Genomic DNA, 22,559 nt, shown 5'->3' with positions numbered 1-22,559 from the left:
ACGGAGAAAATCATGCCCCTCGATCCATTTCTGGTCCCGCTACTCGCGCACCTTCCGCCCTTCCCCGATCACATCGACGACTTCGGTGCCTGGCGCGAAGCGGACAATGCGGCCGCAGATGCACTTGTGCACCGGATAGCAGAACCTGGACCGCAAGTAGCGGCGGTGACGGACGCGATGATCGCAGTCGACGGCGGCGAGATCAAGGCGCGGATGTACCGACCGTTCGGCGAAGGACCGCATCCCGGGCACCTGTACTTGCACGGCGGCGGATGGATCGGCGGAACGATCGATGCAGAAGTCATTGACATCATAGCCAGGGAACGGTGCGTCGGCGCGCAGTGCGTTGTCGTCACCGCCGACTACCGCAAAGCACCGGAACACCCTTACCCGACGGGACTCAACGACTCCTACGCGGCCTTGCTCTGGCTCGCCGAGCACGCAGAGGGCTATGGAATCCGCCGAGACCTCATCACTGTCGGTGGCGGTTCGGCCGGCGCGAATCTCGCTGCGGCACTGACGATCAAAGTGCGTGAGCAAGGAGGACCGGAAATCGCCTTCCAACTGCTCGAGGTACCTGCACTCGATCTCACCCTGCAGTCGTCCTCGTGCACCGACTACGCAAGCGGCTACGGGCTCACCTACGGCACGCTCCGTCGAGTCGTCGAGTACTACCTACCGGACGGCGAATCAGCACGACACCAGTACGCCTCCCCGCTCCTCGCTCCGGACGTGTCGGACCTGCCACCCGCCTACATCATGTCGGCAGAATACGATCCGGTACGCGGGGACGGGGAGCGATATACACAACGCCTGCAGACCGCCGGAGTACATACGACCTTTTCACTCCAGGCAGGTCAGATCCATATCTCACCGGCTCTGACCAAGGTGATGCCCGCAGCACGAGCATGGAGAGACGAAGCCATCGGCGCACTCAACGAAGCCCATAGCGGCCGGACTGCACTGAATTTCAGCGACATACCCTCCACCTGAGGACACAATTTTCGCTCGATAGGACGCTTACCTTGAGAACTAGAATGACCGGCACGCGGTCGTGCCAGACACTTCGATGTGGGATCTTCACCGAGAAAACCGCAGTGGGCAATACTATCGACTACGGCACAGGAGCTCTCACCATTGTGTTCGGCTCATTTCGCAGATAACCGTCCTGCAATCTGCGTGTCATCGTAGAAGGTTTGGTGGTTGCACTGCAGGGTACGAACGGCAATCTTGGCTGTGGGAAAAATGCTCGATTTATTTTTCGGGTCTACCTGACCTCTGACTCCGCACCAGGGTGTCCCTTGCCTACCGCTTTCTGCAAACATTTCACGCCCGCGCCTTGTCCGCGGGTCGCGGGGTACTGGCACGGGGGATCAACCACACCGACGGGCGGTCTTGGCCGTCGGGCACAGAGGAACCCCGCTTCAACCGCGAAAGAATCGTACCCGCAATCAGTGTCGCTTCCCGAGCGAGGTCGAACCCAACGGTAGTTAAGGGTGGGACCAAGAACGCCGAGAGGGGGGAATCATCGACCCCTACCACCGATAGTTCACCGGGGACATCCACGTCCAGATCTCTGGCTGCAGCAAGTACACGCCCCGCCACAATGTCGGAAAATGCGCAGACACCCACTCGTTCTCCGTCGGTGATCCAGGATCGCACTGCTGCGGTCGCCGAAGATGTTGCCGCACCGAGATACCTCGTCGACATGGTGCGGTATCCGATTTCGCCACGCAGAGTCGAAAACTCATATGCCCGTACGCGTACGAACTCGTTTGCACGTTGAGCGGCCTCGGCCGCATAGACCAGTCGATCACATCCAGTGCTGATCAAGTGCTCGACCTGCGTGCGCACGATATCGCTCTGACCGATTCGAATCGAGTCTTCGCCAGCACCGGATTCGAGGATCCACGCCCGCACTTCGGGCACCCCGGCATGTTCGAGAGCGGCTTGGTCCGCACTATCGAGGGGCTCGAACGTGACAACACACTCAGCGGCGACAGCCTTAAGCAAACGCCGGACGACCCCGGGCCGAATGTCGGCCTGAAACCGCAGAAACGCGAGATCATGCATTCCCAGTTCACTCCCGATGTCCGACAGCAAGCTTCCGATCGGACCGCCGTCGTCCCAACCGTGAGGAACCAGCGCAACGACCACGTCACCTCGGCCACTTCTCAACGCACGCGCAGCGGGTGACGGACTGTAATTCAATTTCGTCGCCGCATCGAGCACCGAACGGCGTGTGGACTCCGAGATCTGTTTGTCGGTGCGGTTGTTGAGAACGTAACTGACTGTCGCGCGAGACACACCCGCAGCCCGCGCCACATGCGCACTCGTAGTTCGGTGGACCATCTCCGCCCCTCCTCAACACACTGGTGCCACACGTACACCCATCGGTCACCGTCGCGCTCGTGCGTTCCATAATGACACGTGTAAGTGTCGTCGACAGACGAACACGTGGTGCGCGCACCCGAATATCCTCCCCCGCCCGCGACTGAACGGAGCCGAAGCTCGCGGCCTGCGGATCATCGACCGCCCACCCTGCCCTGACGATCCTCTGCCCCCACTTCCTGACTGACGAATGTCTACCACGATGGGCCAGCGATCTCGACTGCGATCGACACCAGCGACCCCGCAACACGCGATGATTATTCGAGTACATGTTCCGCACACACCAAAAGCAGGTCTGTCATCGGCAGGTTACACGTGTAATCTATTGGATGGGAGTCGATGGGAACCCGTCACCGGGCAACCGCAGACACAACCGAATTGCACACAATCCGGCTCTACCCCGCCCGGCAGTGTCCTCGAAAATCTGGAGTGGTGAAGTGAATGTGAGCGTCAAAAACCCGGCCGTCGGAATAGCATCAACAGTGATGGGACTGGGTGCCCTGTGGTACCTCCTGGCAGAGGCCATTTCAGCAATCGGATTCCCTAATTACAGCTATGCCCGGAACTTCATCAGCGACCTCGGCGTTTCCGGCGAGGTGGTTTTCGAGGGTCGCGCCTTGAATTCACGTCTGTTCGAGCTCATGAACGCAGGATTCGTCGGATACGGCCTTTCCACCCTGATCGCCGGCGTAGTGCTCTGGTGGGCCCTACCCTGGGGGAGAGGTAAAAGCGTTTTCCTCGCACTCGCAGCTGCGCAAGGCTTCGGAATCGCTTTGGTCGGTCTCGTACACGGCAGCCCCGAAAACGCAGATAACGGGCTTATGGTGTTTCACGGGATCGGGGCACTCATGGCCATCGTCGGAGGTAATGCGTTGGCTATCTGGGCGGGCGCCAGAACCCTCCGCCCCCTACTCGGCCCCCGCCTGAGCCGGGTCACCATCGGCCTCGGAGCGCTCGGTATCGTCAGCCTGATCGTGCACGGAGTATCCAAGGTCGCCGGAACGAATTTCCTCGTCGAACTGGGCGTCTCGGAGCGAGGGGCGGTATATACGATCGTGGCCTGGCAACTCCTCTTCGCAATTCACATGCTCCGTGAGACCTACGACCACAAGACCGTCCACTCACAGAAGGACAGCTGACCACCGATGCGCAGGACCCTCAACTCAACCACGTGGCACGCGCCATCGGGACTGCGGCATCCAGGCCGGCTGATCGACAACGGCCTCGCCGGCATAACCGCCACGGCACCCACCGAGCGGACGCGCACCCAGCACGGACCCCACCACCGACAGCGAACAATCCCCACCGGTCTTCGGCTCCCCGCCACAACCTCGAGAGCCGAATGCCACCCTGCTGCACAATATCCCGGACATTGGGCATCTCCTATGCGTCAGACGAAGGGGCCATAAAAGATAACGGGTGGCCTATCAACCCCGTGGAGCGGAGCGGGGACGGATCGGTCCCCGACATGGCGTCCTGGGGCGAACTTGACGACGATTTTCCGGACCACTCGGAGGGCCGCGTAGCGGCAACGGCCCGGACGTACCGTTCGGTACTTGGTGTGTGATCGGCGGATGGTGTCCATGGTGTGAATGAGAATCAGGTCGCCACAGGGAGGCCGATCTGCACTAGCCGCAGGCAGGTCACGTCGACGACACCACCGGATCATTCCAGATCAGGCATTTCAACAACTTGACAGTGCCCGCGGGCAGTCGCGCGCTCGGCGGCGACGGCGAACGCTTCGGCCAATGCAAGCAACCAGGTCGGTATCCGTATCGGCGAGTGCGGTGCGCTCCGACCACCAGGCGCGGTCACGTACGCATCCCATCATCGAAGTCACGCGGCTGATCGATGCTTTCGGTTCCACCCGCATAGCGAGGACATCGACGGCGACGGCCCCGATCTTCCGGGTCGCGGTCAGTGTGAACACACCGGGAGAAGGCGTGGGTGTGGCCGTGACCAATCCAGCGGCTTTGACGCTACAGCGCCCTCCGGCGTCAAAGCCACCTGCGAGCGACACACCAGGCAGCCGCGGCAGCCGTAACCGCACGGGGGCCGCTCGAAGAGGGTCAGCGCGGCTGGATCATTCACCGGCGGCCAGGCTCTTCTCCAAAGCAGCAGGCCGGAGCGGGCATCGAGATCCACGGTGCGGTCACCGAAGTGGAATTCCTCGAACGCCGCAAATAACCGCGGCGCCAAAACACCCGTGTGCCCCTGCCAGCGGTTGGTGTACACCCGAATTCGGCCCGGCCCCAGTGGCAGTTCTTTCAGTTTTGCAACATTTTCATTTAGACTGAAACGCAACAGAAGCTGAAATTGCGAGGGGATGTGAAAGTGAACTCACTCGAACGTCACTGGATCGAGACGACCCTGGAACGCCTGGTAGACGTAGGGATCTCGGTAAATGCCCTCCGCTGGGCCGACGCCCCCGACCACGAGTTTGACGCATACGCGAATTTGGTCCGAAACGGGAACATGCAGCGCTATCGAGTCGTCTATGCCCCGTCGCTGACTCACACGAGACTCTCAAATCTGCGGCAACACGACGACCAATCACCTGTACTGGCCATCGGTGAGCGGATCACCGAACGAAGCGCAACTTCACTTCGCGACCTACGTATCCAGTACATCGACAGGTTAGGTAACACCTACCTCGAATTCGGCGACGTGTACATCGACATCCGAGGCAGGAGGGCCAAGGCTCACGCCGGAGAGCAGGACGCCGCTTTTCGTATCGCCGGCGAGTCTCCACCTCGAGCGTCGCCCCGGAACCTTTTCAGCCCCCGCCGTTCGCAAGTTATTTTCGCGCTCTTGTCGTGGCCACATCTCGCAACGGCACGAGTTCAAGATGTAGCAACAGCCTCCGGCGTGTCGATGGGTCAAGCTCACGACGCTCTTTCACTACTCGATGAAGCTGGGCTGATGCACAGAGGTTCTTCGCTACGTGCTGACCAGGCGCTCAACCTACTCGAACCATGGGCAGCGCAGTACTCACGAGGACTACGACGCAAGCTCGTCACCTCCACGTTCTACGCTGACGACCCAACAGTCATCGATGTTCTTCCGAACCAAGAGACATACCTCAGCGGTGAGTCCGCGAAGGGAGTCGAAATCTACCGTCCAGCCACTCTGACTGTGTACGTGGACCATTTCGACCGCAAGCTGGCGTTCGTCAACCGATGGCGAAACGACCCGGACAGAAATCCGAATATTACTGTTTTACAACAGTTCTGGCGCGAGCCGGAGAAGGACCAAAAGAACGTCAGCCGGGGCGCGCGGGGACCACACAACGCACCTTGGCCTCTCGTCTACGCCGACTTGATCGCAGCCAACGACCCCAGGCTGACCCAAGTAGCTACAACGTGGAGAGACCAGCATGTTCAACCCTGAGAAATGTGATCCCCCGCTACTGGAGATCGTTGACCGTGTCAGTTTCCAGTTACTCGAGCAAACCGAACGCTTGCAGCCAGCGGATCTCATGGTTCTCGGTGCGCATTGCCGGAACTTGCTTCACGACGCCTTAGGGCACGAATTTACGCTGCGAGCCACGGAAGACGTGGATATCGCGTTCGCAGTTGCAGGTTGGGAGGCGTACGCAGCCATCGTTGACGGTCTCCCAGAGCTTGGCGGCGCGGGAATCAGATACGACGTAGGTGGCATCCCTACCGACCTCGTTCCGTTCGGCGCCATCGAGGACCCCGCTGGGGTGGTCCCTGACCCGCCGGACCGAGACCTCAGCGTCTGGGCATTCCAAGAGGTGTTCGATGGGGCTCACGCCCTTCCCTTACCCTCCATCTGACCAATCAAGATCCCCACAGTCCCTGGATACTGCGCACTCAAGCTCGCCGCATGGCTCGATAGAAGCATGCGAGACGAATACAAGGACGCTGGCGACATCGCAACGGTTCTCTTCTGGTACGCCAACTCCAGTCCGGTCGCAGATCGCCTTTACAACGATGGGGACGCCGGTTTCGAAGTTCTCGACAAATTTGCAATGGACGAATCTCTAAGCACAGCTTTCCTTCTCGGCAGAGATGTTGCAGAACACATCGGTACCACACGAGTAGCTGAGCTCGAACTCAGGTGGCCCGGACCGCGCATCAGCGAGCTCCCACGATGGATGAACATCCCAGGAACGCCGCGAGCCTGGACCCCAAACCCCGACCGACGAATTGAACTTGTCAACGCAATGCAACTCGGTTGGACGACCCATATTTGAGAGTCCGCGAAACATCGAAGTCCACCCGACTCGATACGCCTCTCGAGGTCGAACCGCCGGCTCGACTTACGGGCCGATTCGGCACCACTGTGCTCCTCGACCGGCCCCCGACACCGCTGTCCACACCTGGCGGTCTACCCGCCTCGCCGGTACGCCTGGGCGCGGGCAATACCCACGTCGGCGCTGCGACCGCCTCCCCCGAGCGCTCTCCCGCGCCGATGAATCCACCCCCACCACCATGACACGCGAACTACGGTTCGCTACTCGATGTTACGAAAAACCACCCTCGGGACCATCGATCGCAGGAGCGGCAACCGAAGATGGTCGAACCGGTACGCCGCGGCAACTACCAGGACAAACGCGCGGGGCGGCGCAAACGCAGTCACGACGGCAGAACGAACGGATGGTGTACGAGATTGATGTTCCTTCAACATCTTTGATCGAACCCCCGTCAGGTTCTGTGTGTAACGGAACGCCCCCGGAGCGAATGCGTCGACGCTGCGGCACACGGTATCGCTGCAGTGACTACCCAGCCGACGCCGCCATCTCCGCCGCAGGCAGCGAAGGTCCCGCCCAACGCCTCGACTCGCTCTCGCAACCCGATCAGCCCGTACCCGGGTTGACGCACACTGCCCCGGCTCGGTGAACCATTGTCGCGCACTGACGCGCGGCACACACGCGCGTCGATCTCGATACCGACCTCCACCTCGGTGGCACTCGATGCGTGTTTGCGGACGTTGGTCAACGACTCCTGAACCACCCGGAAGACAGCAGCCTGCACCACATGCGGTATGTCCCCGACGTCCGCATCGATACCGCGCAACGTCACTCGCGCGCTGGACGTGGCCTCGAAGCGTGCAGTCAACTCCGGCAACGCCCGAAAATCGTGCGACGGTGCATGCGCATTCGCCCCCGCCGTCGACTCGTGGCCGTCCCTCAGTATCCCAACAGTGTTGCGCATCGAATCGAGGGCTTCGCCGGCGGATCTTTCTATCTCTTCAAGCAGTGCAGCCGAGCGCATGGAATCGGAAGCAGCCAGCATTCGCGCCATCTGGCTCTGAACCAGAATCCCGGTGACATGGTGGGCCACGAAGTCGTGCAGGTCCGCTGCAATCGCGAACCGCTCGGACCGACGGATATCGATCATCGCCTGCCTGCGTCGCTCATCTTGGCTCCGGAGATACGAGCCGGTAGCTGCAGCAGCCGACGCAAGAAGTGCTACAACCACAGCGAAACCCGCAGTACTCTCGAGAGGGTCGGACCCGACCGTCCCGAAGCGGAACGGCGCGAGGACCACCGCCATCGTGATCGCGGCACAACATGCGACGACCGAGCGGGGCCGACACCATCGCGCGGCCAGGACGAGAAGAACCAACAACATCGTCAACTCGCCCGGGCCGACTGTCGCAGGACTACCCCACACGAGCGATGCAACCGTCGCGGAGATCGACGCCGCCGCCGCGACACCGGAACGTATATCGACGGAACGACACACCGGGGGCAGAACGGCAGGCCAGGCTACTGCGGTCAGGATGATCGTATTCACGACCACCGTCGCCCACACTGGGCCGGTCGTGGCCGACAGCATCGCGTCGACGACGACGAGAAATGCGAAACAAGCCACGAGGGCCCGCGGGATCCGTTCGTAGAGCCCGATCCGTGGGATAGGGCCACTCGGCATTCGCGGTGTGGTCATGGCCCCATCGTAGGGCCGCCATCGACACGCGCATCAGCCGAAAGGACCATCTTCGACGCCGGCTGGTCGGTCGGAATCGGTCTTTGCGCCGATGCGCCGCGGCACCCGTTGGACGAAGAATCGAAGAACGCTGAACGACAGCATGTGTACGAAAGGAATCGACATGCGTAGCACCCTCTGGGCCACCGCCGCCGTTACCGCGCTACTTGCGACTGGGGCGGTCGTCGCGGCCGATCTCACGCTACGGGGAACGGAGTCGACCACCGAACTGGACCAGTTCTCGTCGACAGTCGTCGATGGCACCCCCGAACTCTCGAAGTCGGTTGTGGCCGGACGAATCCAGTCGAAGTTCCACCCCTTGCCCTGGATCGGTGCCGACATCCGCGACGTCACCTGCCCGACCTCGCTCCGTGCGGCGGCTGGACAGCAGATGACCTGCGTAGGTGTCGGGGACGGCACCCCTGTCGACATTCCCGTGACCGTGGTGTCCGTAACTCCCGACGCCACCAAGGTCACGTGGAACTTCGCCCGATGACTGTCCACGACTCCCATCCACAGACTCCCGTACTGCTGCGCGCGTCGAACGTGGTGAAGTCCTTCGCCGAGCACACCGCACTGGCTGGAGTGGACCTGACAGTCGCCAGGTCCGAGACCATAGCGATCATGGGGCCGTCGGGATCCGGGAAATCGACCCTTCTGCACTGCCTCGCGGGGATCGTTCGTCCCGATCACGGCGAGGTCGCACTGCACGGTGAACGGTTCGACGACTGGAACGACCACCGCCGAAGCGCGTTACGTCGCAACCGGTTCGGGTTCGTATTCCAGTCCGGGCATCTTCTGCCGGAGCTGCAAGTCGATGAGAACATTGCGCTTCCCCTGATGCTCAACGGCTGCCCGCGACGGCAGGCACTGACAGCTGCCAGGCGGTGGTTGGGTCCTCTCGGCATGGACGGACTCGAAACACGCCGACCCGGGCAATTGTCCGGGGGACAGTCCCAGCGCGTGGCACTGGCACGCGCGTTGGTGTCCGAACCGGACATCATCTTCGCCGACGAACCCACGGGGGCTCTCGATCGAGAAACCGGTGAAGCCGTCATGCGCTTGCTGCTCGAGTCTGTTCGGCGACACGGAACGTCGCTTGTCGTCGTCACCCACGACACATCGGTGGCACGACACTGCACCCGGACAGTGGACGTGCGGGACGGTCTGTTGAAGGAGAAACCGAACAGCCCCTCCGGTCCAACGCTCGGCAGTTCGTCGTGACGAACACTGCTCTCGGCATCGACCGGTACATCGCCATTCGAACCGGCTTCTCCTATCGGCGGGAACTGACCCTCGCAATCGCGATGTCGATGGTTTGCACCGCGGTGGCCCTCGTCCTTGCCGGCTTCTACTCGGGGACCATCGAGAGGTCCGACCGCACACACTGGTCGAGCCCCTCGGAATCCGTCGCCGGCCACGAGAAGGCACTGCAGGTCACCAGCACACAGTTCTACCGCGACCGCCCAATCACCGTTGTCGAACTCGCGCACATTCCCGGCGCGGAACCGATCGACACTCCACCCGGGCTGACGACGTTCCCCGAACCCGACCGCACCTACGCATCGCCAGCGCTCATCGCCTTGATGGACCTCGCACCCTCTGCTGAATTACGGGGCCGATTTCCCGATGGCGCCGTCGGCACGATCGGACCCGAGGCACTGGCTTCACCGGACGAACTGATAGCCGTCGTGGGACGGCGGTCCACGGACCCCCGAATGACTGAGACTTTCCGCGATGGGGGCGTGAGCAACGCACTCCCCTCCCGGGTGCTGATATCGGACTTCTCCGGACATGAGGACCGCCCGCTCGTCGCCGGGGACAGCGAACTGGTCTTGCTTGCAATCACTCTCATGGTCGTTTCCGTGCTCGTTCTCGCGACAACGGCAAGTCGGCTCGGAACTGCGCGGCGAGAACGGCGCACTGCATCATTGCGGCTCGTCGGCGCAACACGCATACAGGTCGCTCGCATCACGGCGATCGAGGCTGCCGCAGCCGCGGCGACAGGAGCGATCGCGGGGGTACTTTTCTACGCGGCGGCAATGCCAGCGCTGGCGTCGTGGAAGTTCGGGGTCGGTCGTTGGTACGTTGCGGACCTGTGGCCAGGGACGCCGCTGGTACTCGCCGTTGTCGCGACAGTCGTTGTGCTCAGCACCGCAAGTGCAGTGGTGGCATTACACCAGGCCGCGATCTCTCCCCTCGCTGTCGCTGGCCGTGCGAACGCACGGTCGACCTCCTCTGTCCGGGTAGTCGTATTTCTAAGCATTCTGGCGGCAGCGTGGATCTTCACAAAAATGGTGAGGACCGGCCTGACGGCACAGCTCGTGCTCATACTTGCCGTGTACGTGGCATTGTGGACGCTCGGTCCATGGGTTACCGATGTCACCGGACGGCTGCTCGCCCGGTTCGCACGTGGTCCTGTGATGCTCATCGCCGCCCGCCGACTCAGCGACGACCCACGAGGTTCCTGGCGAACGACAAGCGGTTTGGTCATGGCAGGCTTCATCGTCGGATTCTTCGCATTCGTACAAGTCGACTTCACTACCCCGGACAACCCCCGACCCGTCATCGCGGTGTCATCGGACACTGCACAACTCGAGACCGTCCACGACCTTCTCGCAAACGGTTCCGTATCGGCAACAGCTCGACAAGCCGCTCCGGACGATTCCGTCGCCGCCATGACGGGCACGAACATCGCAGTCCACGTCGACGGCGAGCCAGCCCAGATGGACAAGGCAACCACAATCCTCACCGCGGCGGACACGAGCATTTTCTTCGTCGATTCACGAGTCCTCACCGTCGCGGATTCCGCTTACATCGACAAGCTGCGTGCCATCGGCACAGCCGTTCTGGTCCTAGGCTTCATCGTCGCTGCAGTATCCGCCGGGTCGACAGCTGCCTCGGATATACTGATCCACCGTCAGATGTACTCTCGGCTTCATTCGATGGGTACGCCGATGAAAGTGCTCAATCGCACCCGCATCGCCCAGACCGCGGTTCCACTCGTACTTCTCATGGGCACAACGATCTCGATTGGCGCTCTGGCGGCTCTGCGGGTCAATTCGATTGCGGGAACAGTCGTCGACACACGCGCGATATCAGAGTTGGCACTGTCGATTCTCACCGGCGTGGGCGTCCTGCTCGCAGTGCTGTGGGCAAGCACACCATTGCTGATCGCCGTCACCGAACAGAACACAAGGAATCTGGACTCATGACGACCTCACTACAGAACACGATTGCCGGATGAGCACCACCGACACCATCGAAGTCCTCCTCGCCGACGACCAACCTGCAATCCGAACCGGATTCCGGTTTTTCCTCGAAGCACAACCCGACATCGTGGTGGTCGGCGAAGCCACCGACGGCGAGGAGGCCGTAACCCTCGCTCGCACGCTCCGACCTGACGTCGTGCTGCTGGACATCCGCATGCCCCGCCTCGATGGACTGGCAGTCACACGTCTACTTGCCGGTCCAGGCGTCACAGATCCGATCCCTGTCGTCATCGTGACCACCTTCGATCTCGACGAGTACGTCTACGGCGCCCTCGACGCAGGCGCTACCGGCTTCGTGCTCAAAAACGCGGGCCCGACCTTGTTGGCGGAAGCGGTCCGCGCAGCATCAGCCGGTGACGCTCTCGTATCCCCGTCCGTCACCGTCCGGCTTCTTCGGCACTTCAATCCGTCCCCAACTCGAATGCGACGGCCGCAGCCACACTCGCTGTCTGCCAGGGAACTCGGCATCCTGCGACTGGTCGCGCGAGGTAGCACCAACGGCGAAATCGCAACAACGCTGTTCATCACCCTTTCCACCGTGAAATCTCACCTGATGAACATTCAGCACAAGCTGGGAGTGAGGAACCGAGTAGAGATCGCTGCCTGGGCATGGAGGAACGGACACATGAGCACAGACTGACCCACCTCGCTCAGTCCGGCGCTCTGGGCCTAGCTGAGGTCGGTCTCGGCCCGTTACGGCCAACCTGAGGTCGCGGACCGAGAGGGGCCGTGCAGCTCTGAGCGCGAAGATCCTCCGCAAGCCGCTGAGACTGAGGAATCCCGGCCCGAAGCCTGCTCACTGGTAGATGTGATCGGGTCCGACCTGAAGAACACGCACCACATTTCACGCCTGCGAGAGGTCTTGACCGCGCGATCGATCAGATTGCAGTGTCCATGATGGATTGTTTACGTCGATCCCGCTGCAGTGCAGATCATTCGCCGTCGGTTCGAAGGTTCGGAGTCGCCTATACGGGGTTCGAGTTGATCGAGGGTGCGGGCGGAAAAATAGGACGATACGATCTTCAGCGTCGCACCACTCCAACCGTCGATCAGTGGAGTGCACGTAATGGGCTGCGCCTATACGCCGGTCTTCCAGTGACCCGTATCGAGTTCGCCCGAATCATACTCGGGCGCAACAGTTACAGCATCGCGTGCGTCGCGGGTGCGGTCTCGGGCACATTCCTGATCACACTGCGGCACTGTGGTTCCCCTGCACAGTGCGCGTCGACGACGGCAGCAATTGCGACGTCCACGACCACTCCCCGTCCGCGCCAACTCTGACCCCTGCGGACCGCAACTCCCCAGCAGGATCCGGACCGAGACTATTCAGGTCCCGATCGAAGCATCGGCAGGGCCGTCGCTATTGACGTCCGTGAGTGCGGATCGAGATAGCACCCTCGCAGGCGGCGAGCATTCACCTCGCGGACAAGCTGCCCCCTCTGGTCGCGTACAAGCTGGCATGCAGGACGGCGGTGGTGCAAATCTGCGCCGCGAAGGCCTGTACTACTCAATGATCTGCGTGTGACACGAGTAACGCCACGCCGGCGTCCTGGACGGCAAGGATCCTGACGCGGAAGGTCGGAAGGCTCACCGCGGAGCAGGCCGAGATCGCCCTCCTGACTCGTGAGTTGGTGGAAGTCGCTGCCGTCGCCGTTGCTGCAACGAACATCTCCTCAATGCGAGAGGAGATCGTTACCGCGAGCTCCCACGAATACGGGCTCGTCGATGTGCACGACTTGTTCCCCACCGACAGTTCGATCATGCCTCAGACAAAGAAACCGGTCGTAGCCGAATTTGCGTGGGGCAAATCCGGCAGATCGAGCTAAGGATCGCTGACACCTTCGCCGGCATTTCTTGGAAGGGATCAATGTGGTGACCGGAGTCTGCCGCAGACCAGGATGACGATTCTGTCCCGTTAAGCGGGCAATCCGACCATTGGAGTTGGAGAACGCCTTCGAAACCTACTTCGGACTTGTCCTTCTGTGGTGGCACCGTTGTTCTTGCTGTTTTGAAACCGCTGGGTGTGTCAATCTGCTCGATGCTGGCTTATGTTGGAATGGCCCGAACGCGGCGGTGGGGTTGTGCAAGCGGAGAGGTGCGATGACGAGTCCGAAGGTCGGTGACTTCCTCCCTGCAGTCGCACGAGAAATACTGAACGATCGCGACGCGTTCATCCAAGATCTGGTCACCGCAACCCGATCTCAGATTCACTCGTTGAATCTCGATCCTCGACTGCGAGGTCTGCTCGAAGCCAGCATCACCGAAAACATCGTTTCAGCCGTGCATTTCCTCGAGAACAACACAGCAGAGGAAGACCTCGAAGCGCCTACTGCGGCGATTGTGTACGCACGCACGCTCGCCCAGCGCGATGTTCCACTGTCGGCACTCATCCGCGCATATCGCATCGGGCATGCCCGGTTCCTCGATACATCGATGCGCAACGCCATCGAGGTGGATGCTGCCAGCAGTTCTACGACGATAATCCGCTTGGTCAACCGGTCAGCGCAATACATCGATCGGGTATGCGAGCAGGTCGGGCTGGCCTACGAGTTGGAGCGAGACCGCTGGGTGGGTAGCCGCAGCGGGCTGCGACAACAACTGGTTGCGCAAGTGCTCGAAGGCACTGTCCTCGATGTTGGCCGGGCAGAGGCTGCGTTGGACTACTCGTTGACCGGTACGCACGTTGCGGTCGCAGCGTGGACGGATCTGGCGGTCTCGCCACAGGAAGCCGTCACGCTACTCGATCAGCTGCGATCTCTGCTGCTTCCCGCACTGAGGGGAACCGGGAGGTCGCTGATGGTGCCCAGCGACGAACGCGAAGTTCGTATGTGGTTCTCGATCGAACCGACTTCAGAGGTTGACGTCGATCGGGTCGCGCAGGTGGTTGCCGAGCACTCCATCCCGGTGCACGTAGCTCTCGGCAGCCCGGAAACCGGCATCGAAGGATTCCGGCACAGCCTCAAACAAGCCGATCGCGTCCGCGAAATTGCCATGGTGTCCGGTGACGCTCCACAAGTGATCTCGCATGCACAGGTGGCGCCGATTTCGTTGATGGTGGGCGATCTCGACGAGGTCCGCCGCTTTGTCATCGACTGCCTTGGCGGGCTCGCTGTGGACGACAACAGGAACCAGTGGCTCCGTGAAACGCTCCGGGTGTTCCTGGGGAAGAACCGCAGCTACGCAGCCACAGCCGAGGCGATGACCCTTCACCGCAACACTATTCAGTACAGAGTGCAGCAGGCTGTAGGTGTGAGTGGGCACAACTTCGACGAGAGTGACGAGACATTGGATCTGCAGCTTGCCTTGCAGGCGGCGAGGTGGTTTGGATCCGCCGTGCTGCGCTCCCCCACGACAAACGAGCCGTAGAGAACGTAACGACGACGAGGTCGATGCCAAGCGTGTTCCCCCGCATGGGCGGCGACGGGGATGGGGTCTCAGGCTCACAACGCCCGAAACACACCGCGTGGCGACCGGCGTAGATCTCCGCGTCACCGCTGATCTGTCGGGGAGTCTTTCGATGACACCTTCGTCGACATCGTAGGCACCGAGGCGACAGTAGCCGCGTCGGCTAAATGTCGCCGCCGTCGCGCGCGGTCCGTGACGGAAAGCGGCACCGGCAATGAGAATCGTACGCAGATCAAACGACGAACTCACTCGATGGGGAAGCAGGCGTCCTGTCGGTTTCCGACCTGTGTCGCGTCACCCCTATTCACGGTCAGGTTCTGCCAGTAGACCCTTTCGACATATTCATGCGCACCGCACAATTCTTTCTTCGATATTCGGGTGCTCGACATATGGCATGTATCACACAGGCGTCTGTAGCGTGACGTAGGCGCAGGTGAGGACCGCGCTTTGAAGGAGAATCGATGAATTTCGCTTTGCTTCCAGATGTGCGCGCCAACCAATCTCCCGAGGATCCCTGTGTTGCGGACGACATCAGAGGTCGTAACACTAATGCCCAGTTTTTGACTCTCGTACGCTCCTACGCGGACCGGTTGTCGACCGTTGGAGTCGGACGTGGTGACGTCGTGGCAGTCATGTTGCCGAACCGAATCGAGATGATTGCAGCGCTTTTCGCCTCGTGGCGATTAGGGGCGGCTGCGACACCCGTCAATCCGTCTCTCACTTCTACCGAGGTCGGGTACCAGTTGGAGGATTCGAGGGCACGTGCGTTGATCTGTGAGGACGGAGCCGGTGTGGATGCCGACGTCGCATCTGTATTGACGTTGTCGGAAATCAACTACCACAACGGAACTGGACCGGCGGTGGCGTCGGATAACTTCTCCGCCGACGATCTGGCATTGCTGGTCTACACCAGCGGCACCACGGGCAGACCCAAAGGCGTCGAACTCACGCACGCCAACATCACCGCGATGGCCGAGTCGATGATCGTGGCCATGGAACTTACTCCCGACGATCACAGCCTGCTGATTCTTCCGCTCTTCCACGTCAACGGGATCGTGGTCAGTGTCCTGTCACCGTTGCTTGCCGGTGGCCAAGCCACGGTGGCGGGACGTTTCACACCGGCCACCTTCTTCGAGAGAGTCCAGACGGTGAAACCGACCTACTTCTCGGCCGTCCCAACGATCTACGCCATGCTCTCCGCCCTGCCCGAAGAACCTGAGCCTGACACGTCGTCGCTGCGGTTCGCAGTGTGCGGTGCGGCACCGATGCCGGTAGAACTGCTCTCACGATTCGAGCAACGCTATCGAGTCCCCGTGATCGAGGGTTACGGACTGTCGGAGGCGACGTGTGCCAGCGCCAGTAACACCTTGAACGGGGTACGTAAGCCGGGCACGGTTGGTCCAGCCCTCCCCGGCCAGCAAATCGCGATCGTCGACAGCGCCGGACACTTCGTCTCGGCCGGCGCCACCGGTGAGGTCGTCGTCAAAGGCCCCACTGTCATGCGCGGTTACCTCGGCCGGCCCGAGGAAACAGCGAAGACGATCATCGACGGGTGGTTACACACCGGCGACATCGGCCGCCTCGACGAGGACGGATATCTGACACTGCTCGACAGGGTCAAGGACATGATCATCCGCGGTGGAGAGAACATCTATCCCAAAGAAATCGAGTCCGCGCTCTACTCGCACCCGCAGGTGCTCGAAGCCGCCGTCGTCGGACGTGCGCACCCGGTGTACGGCGAAGTGCCCGTCGCGTTCGTCTCCTATCGAGAAGCAGGCGAGATCAGTGAGCACGAGATGCTCGATCATCTGCGAAAGTCGTTGGCCAAGTTCAAGCTCCCGGCAGAGATCATCAACCTCGATGCCGTGCCGAAGAACCCGGTCGGCAAGATCGACAAGCCCACCCTGCGACTGCGTCTGACCGAGACGTCGGCCTGATCACCCCATTCTCTTCCTTCCATCACCAAGGACAGGTCCTCTCATGGGATTTACCACACCCGATCTTCCAGACATCGAATACGGCGATTGGAAGCGGCGCACCCGCGGAGAGCGACTGAAGATCGCTGCGCAACACTGGGTCGAACACGGCTTCGGAACCCCGTACGCGGTATACCTGCTCTACATTTTTAAGTGCGCATTCTACATGGTCGGCGCCTCCGCCGTGATCTCACTTACCCCAGGACTCGGCGGTCTCACCGACATCGGATCCTGGTGGGCCGAGCCGATCGTCTACCAGAAACTCGTCATCTGGACGCTGTTGTACGAAGTCATCGGTATCGGGTGCGGGTTCGGGCCACTGACACTGAGATTCTTGCCCCCGGTCGGTGGATTCCTGTACTTTCTCCGCCCCGGGACTCTGCGCCTGCCACCGTGGCCGGACAAAGTGCCGCTCACCCGAGGCGATCAGCGCACACTCGTCGACGTAGGTCTCTACGCGATCGTCCTCGTCTCGGGTGTATGGGCACTACTGCAACCGGGACAAGATGGACCGGTGACCGACACCGGTGACGTCGGACTCGTCAACCCGGCCGCCGTGATACCTCTGATCATCTCCCTCGGAGTGCTCGGCCTACGCGACAAAACGGTCTTCCTTGCCGCCCGGGCAGAACAATTTTGGCTGACCTTGTTCATATTCTTCTTCCCGTTCGTCGACATGATCATCGGATTCAAGCTCGTCATGCTCGCACTGTGGTGGGGCGCAGCGACGTCGAAGCTCAACCACCACTTCCCCTACGTGGTGGCGGTGATGATGAGCAACAGCCCGCTGCTGCGGGTGAAGTGGATCAAGCGCAAGATGTACGTCAATCCACCCACGGACCTCCGGCCCACCCTGCTTCCGAAGTTCCTCGCCCACAGCGGCACCGCCGTCGAGTACGTAGTGCCCGCTTATCTGGTGTTCTTCGGCAACGGCGGCGCGCTCACGTGGGCAGCGATCATCTTCCTCGCCCTTTTCCACATGCACATTATTTCCACCGTCCCCATGGGCGTACCCCTGGAATGGAATATCTTCTTCATCTTCTCCCTGTTCTACCTCTTCGGACACTACGGTCACATCCGCGTCTTCGACCTCGATTCTCCACTGCTGCTGACTATTCTGCTGATCGCTCTCGTCGCCATACCGACACTGGGACATATTCGCCCACAATGGATTTCATTCCTTCCCGCAATGCGCTACTACGCCGGAAACTGGGCAACCAGCGCCTGGTGCTTCCGCGGAGACTCCGAAAAGAAGATCGATCAAAACGTCAACAAGGTCGCCGCGCTACCAGCTGCCCAACTCGCCAAACTGTACGGACCGGAAATCGCGGAAATGATGCTCGAGAAGGGACAAGCCTGGCGATCGATGCACACCCACGGCCGCGCCCTCAACGGACTCGTCACCCGAGCAGTCGACAACGAAAACACTTACACCGTTCGTGACGGCGAATTCGTCGCCGGCCCCACCCTCGGCTGGAACTTCGGCGAAGGACATCTGCACAACGAACAACTCCTCACCGCACTGCAACGACGCTGCAGATTCGAAGAAGGAGAACTGCGCGTGGTCGTGCTGGAATCGCAACCCATGCATCGGCAACACCAGGCATATCGCATCGTCGACGCCAAGACCGGAGTCATCGAGGAAGGCTACGTACTCGTCGCCGACATGCTCACCCGTCAACCGTGGCCCGAACCGGACGACTGCTTCCCCGTCCATCTCACCAGCGGCGGCACCGGCCCGCACCGCCACACTGCGCGGCTCACATGAGCACCTCGACTCACGGGGACTTCGAGTCCGGCCTCGCCGCCGCCCGCACCTTTGCCGAGACCGGACTCGAAGTCACTGTTCCAAGCCAAACCGGTCATCAGAGTCAGATCCTGACCGGATTCCCCAGCCGCAATCGCCCTCGTCGGGGACCGCACGAACACAACGTTCGGCGCTCAAGGGGATCTGCTCAGCCCCTATCCAACTGATCTGGTATCGCCGGATCACTCTTCCCACCTCCGGCACTGGCACCGACGTCACAGAGCATCGATCGGGTTCGCTTCTTGTCGGCGAAGGGATGTTGTCCAGCGGTCCCGGGGATTCCGGCAGCGACGATTGGTGGCGGGCGGTTACCCGTCGTCGAACACCATCCAAGTGTGCCGATCCCGCCGTCGTCGGTCTCCCGCCACCCCCTACTGAGCCACCTCTCAGACCGGAATTCGTCCGGTGACAACGGGGCGCGGGGCGGCAATCGGGGTTTGAAACAGATTCGATCGACTGGCAGACATGGGCGGCTTCATAGGAACGTCCGATCAGCCCCCGAACTCGATTCGGTTCAACCATCTTGGGAATGCCTCGAACGTCAGGTCGAGGTCGATGCGGTGACCTGTGCAGTGATCTTCCGAAAGTGCACGCCCTTTGAATTTGAAAACGCGGGTGGTGAACGGAAATTCGCGTCGCCGACTGCGTACAAACCCTGAGTGAGTCAGCCCGAGGACTTCCGCATCAAATTTTCAGCGGGTGCCCCAGTCCTCGTGGCCCCAGATCCCGTCAGCTGGCGATCTGGGCATCATCGCCGAAGGTCAGAATGTTGGCGGCGTGTGGATCTTTCGCTCACTGATGTGGGTAGTGAGAGTGAACTTGACGCCGCGTGATCAATGGTCGAAAACCTCCGGCGCACTCTCGATGCACCGGCCGCGGGCTCGCGTGCCGATCTGCCAGATCCAGCAGGCTTCTCGTCGAGGTCATTCTTCATCGGCGCCTCTGATGTGCTCGCCACAGGACAGTTCAGATGCGTCTTCATTGAGCACTTCCTGCCGTCGGATCGGCAACTGGAGAAAGGATGTCGCCGAGTTCGAACAGTTCCGTGTCAGGTGGGCTGCGGCAATGACGCTTCGATTCCTGCCAGTGCGCCACGCGCCACCGCCTCGTAGATACGATCCTGATCGAGTTCGGCCCCGATGAAGTTGGTATTCACGAGCGCGGCGAATCCGTGCATCGCAGCGAAAAGCCCGACTGCGGCACCGAAAGTTTCGCGCTGCGGGATCCCACATGATAGGAGCATGGCACGCACCGCCTCGTTGACGTCCAAGGCAGCGAACATCGATGCGTGAGGATCGTTCGGCGTCATCGTCAGGGCTTGGTAGCGATATCGGTTCGTGGTGGCCCAAGAACGGTGCTCGTCCATCAGAGCTCTGAGCCCAGCCAACCCCGATCGTCCCATCGCGGCATTACGCAGGTGGATACCGAGATCGGTCATTGCCGCGATCTGCACCGCACTACGAACATCGTCGAGGTTGCGTACGTGGTTGTACAGCGACGCGGCCACGATTCCCAGCCTCGAAGACAGGCTTGCCATCGACAACGCGTCCCAGCCTCCCTCGTCGACGATCTCGAGTGCCCCGGTAATCACCTTCTCGCGGGTGAGCGTCCGGCGCCGACCCCGCCCTTGCTGTTCTGTCGTCATAACTAAATTGTAAATCCACATCTACTTCAAACAAACTTGTGTAGTTTGTGACGAACTTGATTCATCAATGGAGGTAGGAATGAACTTGACCGAGCCGCCGGGGGGCTGGACGCTGGCCGCTTCGCCAGACCTGGCCGGTAGGACGGCGGTCGTCACGGGAGCGAACTCCGGAATCGGATTCGAGACGGCTCGGGCGCTGGCAGCGCGCCGCGCAACCGTTCTACTGGCCTGCCGGAATACGCGCGCCGCTGCGGCGGCGGTGGCAGCGATCAAGGAAGAGATACCGCACGCCCAGGTCACGCATGTTCAACTCGACCTATCCGACCTCGCTTCGGTCGCGGAGGCCGCCGCACAGATCAACGGTCTCACCGACCGACTCGACCTGCTTGTCAACAACGGCGGCGTGATGAAGGCGACACGGGAGTTGACCGTGGACGGTTTCGAGGCCGACTTCGGTACCAACTTTCTCGGGCACTTCGCACTGACCGGGCACCTGTACGACCGGATCTCCGCAACACCCGAATCCCGAGTCGTCACCGTCACCAGCATCACGCACCGGCGAGGACGAATCCACTTCGACGACCTTTCCCTCGAAAAGGATTACGAGCACCAACGGGCATACGCGCAATCCAAGCTCGCCAATCTCATGTTCGCGTTCGAACTCGGCGACAGGTTCCGCCGCTTCGGGAGTGCAGCGTTGTCTGTGGCGGCGCATCCTGGCGGAACCCGAACGTCCATGCTCCGTGACCGGTCGCCGGCTGTGCGTCTGGTCTACAACCCTGCATTGCGTCCTCTGACGGGGCTGTTCACTCAAAGTCCTGCAGACGGTGCTTTGACGATCCTGAGGGCGGCGCTCGACCCGAATGCCGTCAACGGGGACTTCTTCGGTCCCGGCGGCCGATTCGAACTTGTCGGGCCCCCAGTTCGAGTGAAGGCCGCCGGCCGCGCACGAGACCTGCACGCCCGAGAGGAGCTGTGGACGGTCGCCGAAGATCTCACCGGCGTCCACTACCGAAGACTGAGCTGAGGACGAGCCAGAACCAGACCCACCGTCACCGAAAGACATCCCGGCAGCGGCCAATGTCACGCTGCGACGTTCTCGATCGAACCCGGCCATGCCGCGGCCCCGTCGTTGAGGGTGCAGGTTTTGAGGCAGCCGTGCAAAATGCAGACGATCCGGCGGGCGAGCTGGCGCAGCGCGGGGTTGCGGCCGATGCCGCGGTGGAGTTGCCTGTCGTAGTAGGCGCGAGCGCCGGAGGATTGCAAACAACTGGGTGCTGCCGGAGCGGTCAGCATCCCAGGTCAGCCCAGCGACAAGGCAATGGAGCAGCTCATTTCGGGCCGAGCCACCACCATCTACGGCGGCACAACCGAGGTGCAACTCAACGTGATCGGTGAGCGCATGCTCGGATTGCCGCGCGACTGACAGTTTCCACCGGGTGGGGCTCAGTCCTGGATTCGTCTCCAGGGCTGAGCCTCTTCCAATTCGAAGGCCAATTCCAGGAGCGTGCGCTCGTCGCCGAGATCAGCGGAGAAATGCGAAGCCAACGGCAAACCGTTGCTGGTCTGATGCATCGGTAGCGAAATCGCGGGACCACCGGAGATGTTGTTGAGCGGGGTGAACGACGTGTACGCGATCAACTTGTCGAAGAGTTCCTCGAAAGGCTGAGCGGGAGAGAGGTATCCGAGTTCAGGGGTGGTGTGCCCCAGGGCCGGCGAGAGCACGACGTCGTACTTCAAGAACATGGCGCTGTACTGCTGCTGGAGGCGTCGCAGGCGGTAGAGCACGCGCGGCGTCTTCACCAGGTTCTTCCGGTACAGCGAGTACAGGCCCTTCGTGAGGTTGTCGGTGCCGGACTTGTCGAAGTCGGGTCCGAGCATTTGTTTGCCACCGGTGGAGATGGCAAACGACAGGAATCCCCAGTAGATGCTGAAATCATCGATGAATTCCGGTCCGACGGGCAATGCCGCGTCTTCGACGTGATGGCCGAGGCCGGCAAGGAGTTCGGCCGTGGCTTCGACGGACTTGCGCGTCTCGTCGTCGGTCTTGGTGACCGTCACGGAATCGGTGATCACGCCGACGCGCAGGCGGGTTGAGCTGGGTCCTTC

The 22,559-nt window shown here is 61.3% G+C and carries 19 protein-coding genes and 1 pseudogene; 14 read left to right on the top strand and 6 right to left on the bottom strand.

Annotated elements, in window-relative coordinates:
* Nucleotides 1-12 precede the first annotated feature (12 nt).
* Entirely contained in the window at nucleotides 13-993 is a 981-nt protein-coding gene (locus AC2ETI_RS31715; protein ID WP_483634971.1) for an alpha/beta hydrolase, read from the top strand.
* A 333-nt stretch (nucleotides 994-1,326) separates the two neighbouring features.
* On the opposite strand, the gene AC2ETI_RS31710 is transcribed toward AC2ETI_RS31715, so the two are convergent.
* The gene (locus AC2ETI_RS31710; RefSeq protein WP_483634970.1) at nucleotides 1,327-2,352 is read right to left on the bottom strand and encodes a LacI family DNA-binding transcriptional regulator; all 1,026 of its coding nucleotides are present in this window, start codon (nucleotides 2,350-2,352) and stop codon (nucleotides 1,327-1,329) included.
* A gap of 524 nt (nucleotides 2,353-2,876) precedes the next feature.
* Between AC2ETI_RS31710 and AC2ETI_RS31705 the strand changes: the two genes are divergently transcribed.
* The 3 genes from AC2ETI_RS31705 (at nucleotide 2,877) to AC2ETI_RS31695 (ending at nucleotide 6,190) form a co-directional block, all read left to right on the top strand.
* Nucleotides 2,877-3,530, top strand: a complete 654-nt coding sequence (locus AC2ETI_RS31705; RefSeq protein WP_483634969.1) for a DUF998 domain-containing protein — start codon at nucleotides 2,877-2,879, stop codon at nucleotides 3,528-3,530.
* Nucleotides 3,531-4,725: 1,195 nt separating this feature from the next.
* Complete coding sequence (locus AC2ETI_RS31700; RefSeq protein WP_483634968.1) at nucleotides 4,726-5,781, top strand: type IV toxin-antitoxin system AbiEi family antitoxin; 1,056 nt, start codon at nucleotides 4,726-4,728, stop codon at nucleotides 5,779-5,781.
* 166 nt (nucleotides 5,782-5,947) lie between these two features.
* Nucleotides 5,948-6,190 carry a hypothetical protein gene (locus AC2ETI_RS31695; protein WP_483634967.1) on the top strand — a complete coding sequence of 81 codons (243 nt, stop codon included), beginning with the start codon at nucleotides 5,948-5,950 and terminating at the stop codon, nucleotides 6,188-6,190.
* A gap of 871 nt (nucleotides 6,191-7,061) precedes the next feature.
* On the opposite strand, the gene AC2ETI_RS31690 is transcribed toward AC2ETI_RS31695, so the two are convergent.
* Together AC2ETI_RS31690 and AC2ETI_RS31685 are read right to left on the bottom strand one after the other, a co-directional pair.
* Nucleotides 7,062-8,306 (bottom strand): sensor histidine kinase, encoded by a 1,245-nt coding sequence (locus tag AC2ETI_RS31690; RefSeq protein ID WP_483634966.1) that lies wholly within the window; start codon nucleotides 8,304-8,306, stop codon nucleotides 7,062-7,064.
* A gap of 33 nt (nucleotides 8,307-8,339) precedes the next feature.
* Nucleotides 8,340-8,471 carry a hypothetical protein gene (locus AC2ETI_RS31685; protein ID WP_483634965.1) on the bottom strand — a complete coding sequence of 44 codons (132 nt, stop codon included), beginning with the start codon at nucleotides 8,469-8,471 and terminating at the stop codon, nucleotides 8,340-8,342.
* Here AC2ETI_RS31685 and AC2ETI_RS31680 point away from each other — a divergent pair.
* The 8 genes from AC2ETI_RS31680 (at nucleotide 8,470) to AC2ETI_RS31645 (ending at nucleotide 18,766) form a co-directional block, all read left to right on the top strand.
* Complete coding sequence (locus AC2ETI_RS31680; RefSeq protein ID WP_483634964.1) at nucleotides 8,470-8,841, top strand: DUF4333 domain-containing protein; 372 nt, start codon at nucleotides 8,470-8,472, stop codon at nucleotides 8,839-8,841. The two genes, AC2ETI_RS31685 and AC2ETI_RS31680, sit on opposite strands and share 2 nt — an antisense overlap.
* Complete coding sequence (locus AC2ETI_RS31675) at nucleotides 8,838-9,569, top strand: ABC transporter ATP-binding protein (protein WP_483634963.1); 732 nt, start codon at nucleotides 8,838-8,840, stop codon at nucleotides 9,567-9,569. The genes AC2ETI_RS31680 and AC2ETI_RS31675 overlap by 4 nt, the downstream gene beginning before the upstream one ends.
* A complete protein-coding gene (locus AC2ETI_RS31670; protein ID WP_483634962.1) occupies nucleotides 9,566-11,560 on the top strand; it encodes an FtsX-like permease family protein in 1,995 nt (664 codons plus the stop codon). The genes AC2ETI_RS31675 and AC2ETI_RS31670 overlap by 4 nt, the downstream gene beginning before the upstream one ends.
* A 28-nt stretch (nucleotides 11,561-11,588) precedes the next feature.
* Nucleotides 11,589-12,257 carry a response regulator gene (locus AC2ETI_RS31665; RefSeq protein ID WP_483634961.1) on the top strand — a complete coding sequence of 223 codons (669 nt, stop codon included), beginning with the start codon at nucleotides 11,589-11,591 and terminating at the stop codon, nucleotides 12,255-12,257.
* Nucleotides 12,258-13,248: 991 nt separating this feature from the next.
* The gene (locus tag AC2ETI_RS31660) at nucleotides 13,249-13,443 is read left to right on the top strand and encodes a lyase family protein (protein WP_483634960.1); all 195 of its coding nucleotides are present in this window, start codon (nucleotides 13,249-13,251) and stop codon (nucleotides 13,441-13,443) included.
* 274 nt (nucleotides 13,444-13,717) lie between these two features.
* Nucleotides 13,718-14,983: a PucR family transcriptional regulator gene (locus AC2ETI_RS31655; RefSeq protein WP_483634959.1), complete on the top strand. Its 1,266-nt coding sequence runs from the start codon at nucleotides 13,718-13,720 to the stop codon at nucleotides 14,981-14,983.
* A gap of 500 nt (nucleotides 14,984-15,483) precedes the next feature.
* Nucleotides 15,484-16,959 (top strand): class I adenylate-forming enzyme family protein, encoded by a 1,476-nt coding sequence (locus AC2ETI_RS31650; RefSeq protein ID WP_483634958.1) that lies wholly within the window; start codon nucleotides 15,484-15,486, stop codon nucleotides 16,957-16,959.
* Nucleotides 16,960-17,002: 43 nt separating this feature from the next.
* Nucleotides 17,003-18,766, top strand: coding sequence for a DUF3556 domain-containing protein (locus tag AC2ETI_RS31645; protein WP_483634957.1), 1,764 nt, complete (start codon nucleotides 17,003-17,005; stop codon nucleotides 18,764-18,766).
* A 1,087-nt stretch (nucleotides 18,767-19,853) separates the two neighbouring features.
* On the opposite strand, the gene AC2ETI_RS31640 is transcribed toward AC2ETI_RS31645, so the two are convergent.
* The gene (locus AC2ETI_RS31640) at nucleotides 19,854-20,450 is read right to left on the bottom strand and encodes a TetR/AcrR family transcriptional regulator (RefSeq protein WP_483634956.1); all 597 of its coding nucleotides are present in this window, start codon (nucleotides 20,448-20,450) and stop codon (nucleotides 19,854-19,856) included.
* Nucleotides 20,451-20,529: 79 nt separating this feature from the next.
* Between AC2ETI_RS31640 and AC2ETI_RS31635 the strand changes: the two genes are divergently transcribed.
* Nucleotides 20,530-21,477 carry an oxidoreductase gene (locus AC2ETI_RS31635; RefSeq protein WP_483634955.1) on the top strand — a complete coding sequence of 316 codons (948 nt, stop codon included), beginning with the start codon at nucleotides 20,530-20,532 and terminating at the stop codon, nucleotides 21,475-21,477.
* A 56-nt stretch (nucleotides 21,478-21,533) separates the two neighbouring features.
* On the opposite strand, the gene AC2ETI_RS31630 is transcribed toward AC2ETI_RS31635, so the two are convergent.
* Nucleotides 21,534-21,746, bottom strand: a complete 213-nt coding sequence (locus AC2ETI_RS31630) for a hypothetical protein (protein ID WP_483634954.1) — start codon at nucleotides 21,744-21,746, stop codon at nucleotides 21,534-21,536.
* Between AC2ETI_RS31630 and AC2ETI_RS31625 the strand changes: the two are divergent.
* Nucleotides 21,718-21,876, top strand: a pseudogene (locus tag AC2ETI_RS31625) (acyl-CoA dehydrogenase family protein); the annotation flags it as partial. The gene AC2ETI_RS31630 and the pseudogene AC2ETI_RS31625 overlap by 29 nt on opposite strands.
* Nucleotides 21,877-21,896: 20 nt before the next feature.
* Here AC2ETI_RS31625 and AC2ETI_RS31620 read toward each other — a convergent pair.
* A partial coding sequence (locus tag AC2ETI_RS31620; RefSeq protein ID WP_483634953.1) for an amidase family protein occupies nucleotides 21,897-22,559 on the bottom strand: 663 nt, incomplete at its 5' end.

This window comes from Rhodococcus sp. MurmanLake-1, assembly GCF_056945715.1.
This window is presented reverse-complemented; position numbering and strand designations above follow the sequence as displayed.

Bases quoted from the DNA above. Each gene is read 5' to 3' on its own strand.
- AC2ETI_RS31715 (WP_483634971.1), top strand. From the start codon at position 13: ATGCCCCTCGATCCATTTCTGGTCCCGCTACTCGCGCACCTTCCGCCC.
- AC2ETI_RS31710 (WP_483634970.1), bottom strand. From the start codon at position 2,352: ATGGTCCACCGAACTACGAGTGCGCATGTGGCGCGGGCTGCGGGTGTG.
- AC2ETI_RS31705 (WP_483634969.1), top strand. From the start codon at position 2,877: ATGGGACTGGGTGCCCTGTGGTACCTCCTGGCAGAGGCCATTTCAGCA.
- AC2ETI_RS31690 (WP_483634966.1), bottom strand. From the start codon at position 8,306: ATGACCACACCGCGAATGCCGAGTGGCCCTATCCCACGGATCGGGCTC.
- AC2ETI_RS31680 (WP_483634964.1), top strand. From the start codon at position 8,470: ATGCGTAGCACCCTCTGGGCCACCGCCGCCGTTACCGCGCTACTTGCG.
- AC2ETI_RS31685 (WP_483634965.1), bottom strand. From the start codon at position 8,471: ATGTCGATTCCTTTCGTACACATGCTGTCGTTCAGCGTTCTTCGATTC.
- AC2ETI_RS31675 (WP_483634963.1), top strand. From the start codon at position 8,838: ATGACTGTCCACGACTCCCATCCACAGACTCCCGTACTGCTGCGCGCG.
- AC2ETI_RS31665 (WP_483634961.1), top strand. From the start codon at position 11,589: ATGAGCACCACCGACACCATCGAAGTCCTCCTCGCCGACGACCAACCT.
- AC2ETI_RS31655 (WP_483634959.1), top strand. From the start codon at position 13,718: ATGACGAGTCCGAAGGTCGGTGACTTCCTCCCTGCAGTCGCACGAGAA.
- AC2ETI_RS31650 (WP_483634958.1), top strand. From the start codon at position 15,484: ATGAATTTCGCTTTGCTTCCAGATGTGCGCGCCAACCAATCTCCCGAG.
- AC2ETI_RS31645 (WP_483634957.1), top strand. From the start codon at position 17,003: ATGGGATTTACCACACCCGATCTTCCAGACATCGAATACGGCGATTGG.
- AC2ETI_RS31640 (WP_483634956.1), bottom strand. From the start codon at position 20,450: ATGACGACAGAACAGCAAGGGCGGGGTCGGCGCCGGACGCTCACCCGC.
- AC2ETI_RS31635 (WP_483634955.1), top strand. From the start codon at position 20,530: ATGAACTTGACCGAGCCGCCGGGGGGCTGGACGCTGGCCGCTTCGCCA.
- AC2ETI_RS31630 (WP_483634954.1), bottom strand. From the start codon at position 21,746: ATGCTGACCGCTCCGGCAGCACCCAGTTGTTTGCAATCCTCCGGCGCT.